Source organism: Achromobacter sp. DH1f (genome assembly GCF_000633435.1).
In the GTDB taxonomy this organism is placed as follows: domain Bacteria; phylum Pseudomonadota; class Gammaproteobacteria; order Burkholderiales; family Burkholderiaceae_B; genus Achromobacter; species Achromobacter deleyi.
Genome location: NZ_AYMF01000010.1, coordinates 1 through 8,357 on the forward strand (window position 1 = coordinate 1; position 8,357 = coordinate 8,357).

The window sequence follows — 8,357 nt, forward strand, 5'->3', positions numbered from 1 at the left end:
ACAAACACAACAATACAAAAAGCCCCTGGGCGGCTGCGCCGCCCAGGGGCTTTTGCGTGAGCATCGAGCATGGAATACGTAGGGTCAGATGCTGTGGATTGGCAGGCGCCTGGTCTGAAAAAGGATGCTCTAGAGGGCCGTCAACAGGGCTGCAAGCCGCGCCAATGTTGAATGTGCCCAAATAACAACGCTCGTGGGCCAGATGGCTTTGTGCGGTAAGATTGACTGAGTCAATTGTTGGAGCGTAATCGTGAGTGATACCCAGACCCCCGCGCCCGGTACGGCATTAGACCTGCGCACGCTGACCCATGTGGCCTACGGCTTGTTTGCCCTGGGCTTTCTGACCAGTGGCTTCCTGGGCATTGCTACGTTGGCCGCGGTCGTGTTGATGTACCTGAAGCGTTCGGATGCCGCTGGCACCGTTTACGCGGCCCATTTCGACTGGCTGCTGCGCACCTTCTGGTGGGCTTTGCTGTGGCTGGCCATCAGCGGCTTGGCCCTGGTGATCTATATTGGTTGGATTGGTGTGGTCGCCACGGTTGTTTGGGGCCTGTACCGCCTGATCAAGGGCTGGCTGTCCCTGCTGGACGGTACGGCGCCGACCACCTACGCTTGATTTCAGGCGTCCTCGACGAAAGGCCGGCAACATGCCGGCCTTTTGCATTGTCAGTTCAGGACCACGTACAACGCGACCAGCAACATCGAGGTGCCGAAGATCGCTGCCTGGATGCGTACCGCGCGCGGCGAATTGAAGCGGCCGAGGATGACCTTGCCGCCATAGATCCAGGGGAAATGGCAGAGCAACCCCAATACCGCGAATGCCGCGCTGAGCTGGCCCACCTGCAGGGGCAGGCTGACGTCCGGCGTCAGGAACTGCGCGAACATGACGACGATCATCGAATGGATTTTCGGGTTGAGGATCACGCAGATGAAGCCGTCGGCAAACCGCAGGCGCTTGTCGGGCTCGGCGTGATCGGCGGGTTTGACCGATGCGCGGAAAAAACACCAGGCCAGGTAGAGCAGATAGGTGGCGCCGGCCCATTTCAGGGCGACGTGGATCTGAGGATGCTCGTGCAGCGCGCCGCCCAAGCCCAGCCCGTATAGCGCACATAGGGCCAGATTGGCGGCTTCGAAACCCATCCAGAAGGGTACGGATCCGCCGATGCCATAGCGGCCGCCCGCGGTGGCCAACAAGGTGTTGCCCGGCCCGGGACTGATGATCATGGGTGCTGCGTATCCCAGGAATGCCGCCCACATTTCCCAACCTGCCATGACTGCTCCCTGCTGTTGTACAGGCCGGCGCGAAGGTCAGGTGGGCGCCGACGGAATGGCCATTAGACGGGTCTTACTGGTGCGCTCAAAACGATCTATTCTCATGGCTTCGATAACCCTGGCTAATCGAGAAAATGCGACGTCTGCCTCCGATGAGCGCAATGCGAGCGTTCGAATCCGCTGCGCGGCATTTGAGTTTCACGCGGGCCGCTGCCGAGCTGTGCGTGACGCAGGCTGCCGTCAGCCATCAGGTACGGCAGTTGGAGCAATGGCTGGGCAGGTCTCTCTTCCTGCGGCGAGGGCATACGTTGGCGCTGACCCACAAGGGCCGGGCTTATCTCGATGAGCTATCGCTCGCGTTTGACCGCATGGCTGCGGCAACCGAACAGGTTCGTGAGCGCAAGGACGGGCCGCTGCGCATCACGGCATTGCCGTCCTTCGCGTCTCGTTGGTTGCTGCCGCGCTTGCCGACGTTTCGGGCACGTCATCCCGACATAGAAATCAAGTTCTCAAGTTCCGTGCAGCTTTGGTCGGGCGATGATGAATTCGATCTGGGGATACGCTCTGGCTTAGGGCGTTGGCCGGGGTTGAAGGCGGACCTGATCGCACGTGAGTATTTGAGTCCGGTATGCAGCCCGACGCTGCGGCAAGAGCAATCGGTGCTGGCTCAACCCGCAGGCCTGACAAGCGTCATGCTGTTGCACGACGAGCCGCGCGCCGCCTGGCGACACTGGGGAGAGCTGACGGGCGTGTCGCTTGACCTGGATCGAGGCGTGCAGTTCAGTGATGCCGCGCTTGTGCTGCAAGCGGCTGCCGACGGCCTGGGCGTGGCGTTGGGCCGCTTGATGTTGGCCGCTGATGATCTGCGGGCTGGGCGCCTTGTGCAGCTGTTTGACCTGGCGCTACCCAATGACTTCAGTTACTGGCTGGTCTATGCGCATGCGACAGCACAGCGGCCTGAAGCCGCGGCATTCAGGGCGTGGCTACTGGAGGCGGCGCACGAACACACCGGCAAGACAGCGCGTCAAGCGAGGGCGGGCACTACGCTGAACTAGAAGAGGGAGGCGGTGCCCAACGCGGGTGTGGGTCAAGCCACGCAAGGCGGAAAGCCTGCGGAACTGCATCGGCGGGGAGACGCCGTAAGTCGGGTCCGCCCGGCGTTCAAGCCAGGGCGTCACGACAGTATCGAGGCAGGGACGTACGAGGTACGCCCTTTGCCTGCTTACTTCAGATGTGCGTTGACCAGCTTGGTCAGTTCGAACATCGTGACCTGATCCTTGCCAAAGATCGGGCGCAGCTTGGCATCGGCGTTGATGTTGCGCTTGTTGCTGGCGTCTTGCAGGTTGTGCTTCTTGATGTATTCCCAGATCTTCTTGGTGACCTCGGTGCGCGGCACGGCTTCCGAACCGATCACAGCAGCCAATTCGGCGCTGGGAGTCAGGGGCTTCATGAATGCAGCGTTCGGCTTGCGCGCGGTCGCGGGTTTGGAGGTTGTGGCCATAATGCGGCGCTCCTTCTCTGGCTGTTGGAAAAATTGTCCTGCGGCCGGAGCATAACGTGTCTCTCCCGTAAAGACAAAGGCATTTATCCTCTGTAGCAACTAAAATGTCCCGACCGTCCCCCACCTCACGTCATTCTGTAACCTCCTATGTACGCACGTTCTCCTTTGGAATCAATTCGGCTGTTTCATGACGAATTGACGGCGCTGCGGCGCGATTTGCATGCTCATCCAGAATTGGGCTTCGAAGAAGTCCGGACCTCCGGGATCGTCGCGGGCGCGCTGGAGGCGCTGGGAATCGAGGTGCACCGAGGCATCGGCAAGACCGGTGTGGTGGGTGTCATTCGCGGCAAGCGCTGCGACAGCGGCCGGATGATCGGCCTGCGTGCCGACATGGATGCCTTGCCCATGACCGAAGACAACGACTTCGGCCACAAGTCCACCAAGCCCGGCCTGATGCACGGTTGCGGCCATGATGGCCATACGGCGGTGCTGATCGGGGCGGCCAAGTACCTGGCCCAGACGCGCAATTTCGACGGCACGGCGGTGCTGATCTTCCAGCCGGCCGAAGAAGGGCGCGGTGGCGCGAAAGCCATGCTGGAGGACGGGTTATTCGATACGTTTCCGTGTGATGCGATTTACGCGCTGCATAACTGGCCGGGCCTGAAGCCTGGCACCATCGGCATCAATCCCGGGCCGATGATGGCGGCCGCAGATCGCTTCGAGATCCAGATCACCGGCCGCGGCGGCCACGGCGCGCATCCTTACCAGACGATCGACCCCGTGACCATCGCCGGCCAGATCATCACGGCGTTGCAGACCATCGTGTCGCGTAACGTCAATCCGCTCGATTCCGCGGTAGTCTCGATCGGTTCGATGCAGGCTGGGCACCCCGGCGCGATGAGCGTGATCCCGCGCGAAGCCAAGCTGGTGGGCACGGTGCGCACGTTCCGCAAGTCGGTGCAGGAAATGGTCGAGACGCGCATGCGCGAATTGGTCACTGCCATCGCCGGTGCGTTCGGCGGCACGGCTGAACTGATCTATGAACGCATCTATCCCGCAACCCTGAACACGCCGCAGCACGCCAATCTTGTCGCAGACATTGCTACCGAGATGATCGGCAAGGAGAACGTCGTGCGTGACCTGGTACCGTCGATGGGTTCGGAAGATTTTTCCTTCATGTTGCAGAGCAAGCCCGGCGCGTATTTCCGGCTGGGGCAGGGCGGGGCCGATTCCGGCTGCGTGCTGCACAACTCGCATTTTGATTTCAACGATGCCGTCATTCCCCTGGGCAGCGCGATGTTCTGCGCGCTGGCCGAACGGGGCATGCCGCTGGCAGATTAAGAAGCTTCCCATGTCTACGCAAAACACCCAGCAACTGATCATCACCCGCCCCGACGACTGGCACCTGCACCTGCGCGACGGCACGGCGCTGGAAGCCGTGGTGGCGGATACCGCCCGGCAATTCGCCCGCGCCATCATCATGCCGAACCTGAGGCCGCCGGTGACCACCACCGAGCAGGCGCTGGCCTACCGTGGCCGCATCCTGGCTGCGCTGACCAAGGCGGGCGGCAACGCCGACGCGTTCACGCCGCTGATGACGCTGTACCTGACCGATAACACGTCGGCCGAAGAGATTTTCCGTGCGCACGAGTCCGGCCAGGTCTACGCGGTCAAACTGTACCCGGCGGGTGCGACCACCAATTCCGATGCCGGCGTGACCGACCTGCTGGGCAAGTGCGCCAAGGCGCTGGAAGCACTGGAAAAATGCGGCATGCCGCTGCTGGTGCATGGCGAAGTGACCGATCCGTCGATCGACGTGTTCGACCGCGAGGCGATTTTCGTGGAGCGCGTGATGAAGCCGCTGCGCCGCGCCTTCCCGGCGCTGAAGGTGGTGTTCGAGCACATCACGACCAAGGAAGGCGCCGAGTACGTGCGCGATGCCGAAGGTCCGATCGCGGCCACGATCACACCGCAGCACATGCTGTACAACCGCAACGCCATTTTCCAGGGCGGCGTGCGGCCGCACTGGTACTGCCTGCCGATTCTCAAGCGTGAAACGCACCGCCTGGCGTTGGTGGAAGCCGCGACCAGCGGCAGCCCGCGATTCTTCCTGGGCACGGACAGCGCGCCGCATGCGCGCGGACTGAAGGAACACGCCTGCGGCTGTGCCGGTTGCTACACGGCGCTGCACGCCATGGAGCTGTACGCCACGGCATTCGATGCCGTCGGCAAGCTGGACAAGCTGGAAGGCTTTGCCAGCTTCCATGGTCCGGACTTCTATGGCCTGCCGCGCAATACGGGCACGCTGACGCTGGTACGCGAAAGCTTCCAGATTCCGGATGAAGTGCCGTTCGGCAATACGGCGCTGGTGCCGCTGGCCGCGGGTGAAACCCTGGCCTGGCGCGCAGCAGTCTGACCGCGGGCGGCCTTGCCGCCCATCCATGACATGCCACTATCTATATATATAGATAGTGGCGTTGTCTTTACAGAGCGCCTTCGCGGCGCGCCTCGAGCAGCTCCCAGCGGGCGAACTTTTCTTCGAGTTCGCTTTCGAGCTTGGACAGTTCGCCGTTGATGCGCTCGACTTCGGCCGGGGCATCGCGATACAGGCTGCCGTCGGCCAGCTTGCCGGCCAGTTCGGCCTGCTTGGCTTCCAGTGCGGCGATGGCCTCGGGCAGGCCTTCCAGTTCGCGCAGTTCCCACGAGTTCATCTTGGCGCTCTTGGCCGGCTTAGGCTTGGCGGCCTTGGCGCGCGCCGCCGCCTCGTCGGCAGCCTTGATCGCCTTTTCGGCGTCTTCGCCGTTCGGCGATGCCGGGCGCTGGGCGACCCATTCGTCGTAGCCGCCCACGTAGTCGCGCCAGCGGCCGTGGCCTTCATAGGCGATGGTTTGCGTGACGACGTTGTTCAAAAAGGCGCGATCGTGGCTGACCAGCAGGACGGTGCCGGAATACTCCTGCAGCAGTTCTTCCAGCAATTCGAGCGTTTCGATGTCCAGGTCGTTGGTGGGTTCGTCCAGTACCAGGACGTTGGCGGGGCGGGCGAACAGGCGCGCCAGCAGCAGGCGGGCGCGCTCGCCGCCGGACAGGCTGCGCACGGGTGAGCCGGCGCGGGCGGGCGAGAACAGGAAGTCGCCCAGGTAGCTCATGACGTGCTTGCGCGTGCCGCCGATTTCCACCCATTCGCTGCCCGGGCTGATGATGTCGACCAGGGTGGCGTTTTCATCCAGTTGGGCGCGCATCTGGTCGAAGTAAGCGACCGAAACGTTGGTGCCCAGGCGGGTCTTGCCGCTGTCGGGCTGCATTTCACCGAGGATGAGCTTGAGCAGCGTGGTCTTGCCGGCGCCGTTGGGGCCGACGATGCCGATGCGGTCGCCGCGCAGCAGCGTGGTGGAGTAGTCGTCCACTACGATCTTGTCGCCAAAGCGCTTGCTGACGTGTTCCAGCTCGGCCACCATCTTGCCCGAGCGTTGGCCTTCGGCCAGCGCCAGCGAGACGTCGCCGACGCGTTCGCGGCGCTCGGCGCGCTCGACGCGCAGCTTCTCCAGCCGGCGAACGCGGCCTTCATTGCGGGTGCGGCGCGCTTCCACGCCCTTGCGAATCCAGACTTCTTCCTGGGCCAGCAGCTTGTCGAACCGCGCCTGCTCCAGACGTTCGGATTCGAGCCACTGCGCCTTGCGCTCCTGCCATTGCGAGAAATTGCCGGGGAAGCTCAGCAGGCGCCCACGATCGAGTTCGACGATGCGGGTGGCCACCGAATCCAGGAAGCGGCGATCGTGGGTAATGATGACCGCGGCGCCCTTCCAGGTGCGCAGCATCTCTTCCAGCCAGGCGATGCCTTCGAAGTCGAGATGGTTGGTGGGCTCGTCCAGCAGCAGCAGATCGGGTTCGTCGACCAGGGCGCGGGCCAGCGCGACGCGCTTGCGGGTGCCGCCGGACAGACCGGCGATCTGCGCGTCTGCGGGCAAGCCTAGTTTTTCGAGCACCGAGCGTACGCGCGACGGGCGTTGCCAGTCTTCGTGGTCGTCGTCCAGATTGCAGACGACGTCAAAGACGGTGGCGTTCTCGTCGAGCTCGGGTTCCTGTTCGACCGTGGCCACGCGCAGGCCCGACGTGCGGGCGATGTCACCGTCGTCGGGCAGGGTGCGGCCATCGAGCAGGCGGAGCAGCGAGGACTTGCCGGCGCCGTTGCGGCCGATGAGGCCGATGCGCTCGCCGGCCTGGATGGCGAAGTCGGCGTGGTCCAGCAGCGGGTGGTGGCCGTAGGCCAGCTGGATGTCGGTCAGGGTGATGAGAGTTGCGAGGGCCATGTAGTGGTAGTGTCTGCTGCGTCTAGGCGGATCAAGCGCTATTGTCGCAGGAACCCTGCCGGGTCGTTTGGACCCTCTGGGGGACAGGCTCGCAACCTGTACTAGAATACGCACCGCAAGGCGGGTCGGGCGATCGCGGTGGATGCGAATCCATCGAGGAAGGTCCGGACTCCATAGGGCAGGGTAACGGCTAACGGCCGTCCGGCCGCGTCTTCGGGCGCGGACGAGGAATAGGACCACAGAGACGAGTCTGCGGGGCGGGCGCGCCAGTCGCGCACTGATACGGCCATCTCCGTATTGCGCCGGTCGGCAACGATCGGCGGCATCGCAGGGTGAAACGCGGCAACCTCTACCCGGAGCAACATCAAATAGGCATGCGTGCGGCTTTCGGGCCGCGAAGGGCGGCTCCGTTCAAGCATGCGGGTAGGTGGCTACAGCGGCTCAGCAATGATCCGCGCAGAGGAATGATTGCCCGCCAGGGAAACCTGGCGTACAGAATCCGGCCTATAGACCCGTCTTGCATTGAATTTCTCTTCCGTGCGGCGCCGGCGGCTTTTTTTCAAAGCCCATGACGCGGCAGCGGGCGCGGAACGCCCGCCAGTCTTCGGCCAGCGGGCCAGGTAAAACAATGCAAAGGCATCGTTAGCCGCCACTTCTTAAGAAGCACTTTTAGTTAGTGACGCAACCTCCTGATTTATTAGGAGGTTTTTCTTTTTGCGCATTTACAAGTTGCTCTAAGTCCTTGTTGTGATTGAAAAAATTGCAACCGCGCGCTTGACCGCCCCATTGCCATACCGTAGAGTGGGAAATAGTAGGAAATTGTGCAATTAAGTGGGGTAAAAGTGGTGTTTCAGGGAAGCAGCGCGCTCACGCTGGATGCCAAGGGACGGATCTCGATTCCGACCCGGCATCGTGACGCGCTGGTGTCGCAGGCCGAAGGCCGCCTGACCCTGACTCGCCATCCAGACGGCTGCCTGCTGGTGTACCCGCGGCCCGAGTGGGAAAAGAAGCGCGAGCAGATTGCCGCCTTTCCCATGACGGCTCGCGCGTTGCAGCGGCTGTTGCTGGGCAACGCTCAGGACGTGGAACTGGACGGCTCTGGCCGCGTCCTGATCGCGCCTGAACTGCGCAACGCTTCCGGTATGACGCGCGATGTGATGCTGCTCGGTCTGGGCGCTCATTTCGAGCTGTGGGATGCCGCTACCCTGGCAAGCCGAGAGGCTGAAGACCTGGCCAAGGGTATGCCGGATGTGTTGAATCAGTTTTCGTTCTGAAAA

9 protein-coding genes and 1 other RNA gene are annotated in these 8,357 nt (G+C 62.8%); 6 read left to right on the forward strand and 4 right to left on the reverse strand.

Annotation, left to right across the window (positions count from 1 at the left end; translation table 11 throughout):
* Positions 1-181, reverse strand: a 181-nt coding sequence (locus U858_RS36110) for a hypothetical protein (RefSeq protein WP_232786513.1), incomplete at its 3' end; no start/stop codon positions are given.
* A gap of 69 nt (positions 182-250) precedes the next feature.
* On the opposite strand from U858_RS36110, the gene U858_RS0107820 reads away from it, so the two are divergent.
* Positions 251-616: a membrane protein gene (locus U858_RS0107820; RefSeq protein WP_025136614.1), complete on the forward strand. Its 366-nt coding sequence runs from the start codon at positions 251-253 to the stop codon at positions 614-616.
* Positions 617-666: 50 nt separating this feature from the next.
* On the opposite strand, the gene U858_RS0107825 is transcribed toward U858_RS0107820, so the two are convergent.
* Positions 667-1,224, reverse strand: coding sequence for a LysE family translocator (locus U858_RS0107825; RefSeq protein ID WP_232786514.1), 558 nt, complete (start codon positions 1,222-1,224; stop codon positions 667-669).
* A 182-nt stretch (positions 1,225-1,406) separates the two neighbouring features.
* Here U858_RS0107825 and gcvA point away from each other — a divergent pair, with 182 nt between their 5' ends.
* Positions 1,407-2,327, forward strand: a complete 921-nt coding sequence (gene gcvA / locus U858_RS0107830) for a transcriptional regulator GcvA (protein ID WP_025136616.1) — start codon at positions 1,407-1,409, stop codon at positions 2,325-2,327.
* Between the two features lie 167 nt (positions 2,328-2,494).
* On the opposite strand, the gene U858_RS0107835 is transcribed toward gcvA, so the two are convergent.
* Positions 2,495-2,773: an SWIB/MDM2 domain-containing protein gene (locus U858_RS0107835; RefSeq protein WP_006217453.1), complete on the reverse strand. Its 279-nt coding sequence runs from the start codon at positions 2,771-2,773 to the stop codon at positions 2,495-2,497.
* A 147-nt stretch (positions 2,774-2,920) separates the two neighbouring features.
* Between U858_RS0107835 and U858_RS0107840 the strand changes: the two genes are divergently transcribed.
* Positions 2,921-4,114: a M20 aminoacylase family protein gene (locus U858_RS0107840; RefSeq protein WP_025136617.1), complete on the forward strand. Its 1,194-nt coding sequence runs from the start codon at positions 2,921-2,923 to the stop codon at positions 4,112-4,114.
* Between the two features lie 10 nt (positions 4,115-4,124).
* The gene (gene pyrC / locus U858_RS0107845; RefSeq protein ID WP_042884624.1) at positions 4,125-5,189 is read left to right on the forward strand and encodes a dihydroorotase; all 1,065 of its coding nucleotides are present in this window, start codon (positions 4,125-4,127) and stop codon (positions 5,187-5,189) included.
* Positions 5,190-5,256: 67 nt separating this feature from the next.
* Here the strand turns inward: pyrC and U858_RS0107850 are convergent, their stop codons facing one another.
* Positions 5,257-7,080, reverse strand: a complete 1,824-nt coding sequence (locus U858_RS0107850; RefSeq protein WP_025136619.1) for an ATP-binding cassette domain-containing protein — start codon at positions 7,078-7,080, stop codon at positions 5,257-5,259.
* Between the two features lie 117 nt (positions 7,081-7,197).
* Between U858_RS0107850 and rnpB the strand changes: the two genes are divergently transcribed.
* Positions 7,198-7,603, forward strand: an RNA gene (gene rnpB, locus U858_RS34220) — RNase P RNA component class A.
* Between the two features lie 322 nt (positions 7,604-7,925).
* The gene (gene mraZ / locus U858_RS0107855; protein ID WP_025136620.1) at positions 7,926-8,354 is read left to right on the forward strand and encodes a division/cell wall cluster transcriptional repressor MraZ; all 429 of its coding nucleotides are present in this window, start codon (positions 7,926-7,928) and stop codon (positions 8,352-8,354) included.
* The last annotated feature ends 3 nt before the right edge of the window (positions 8,355-8,357 follow it).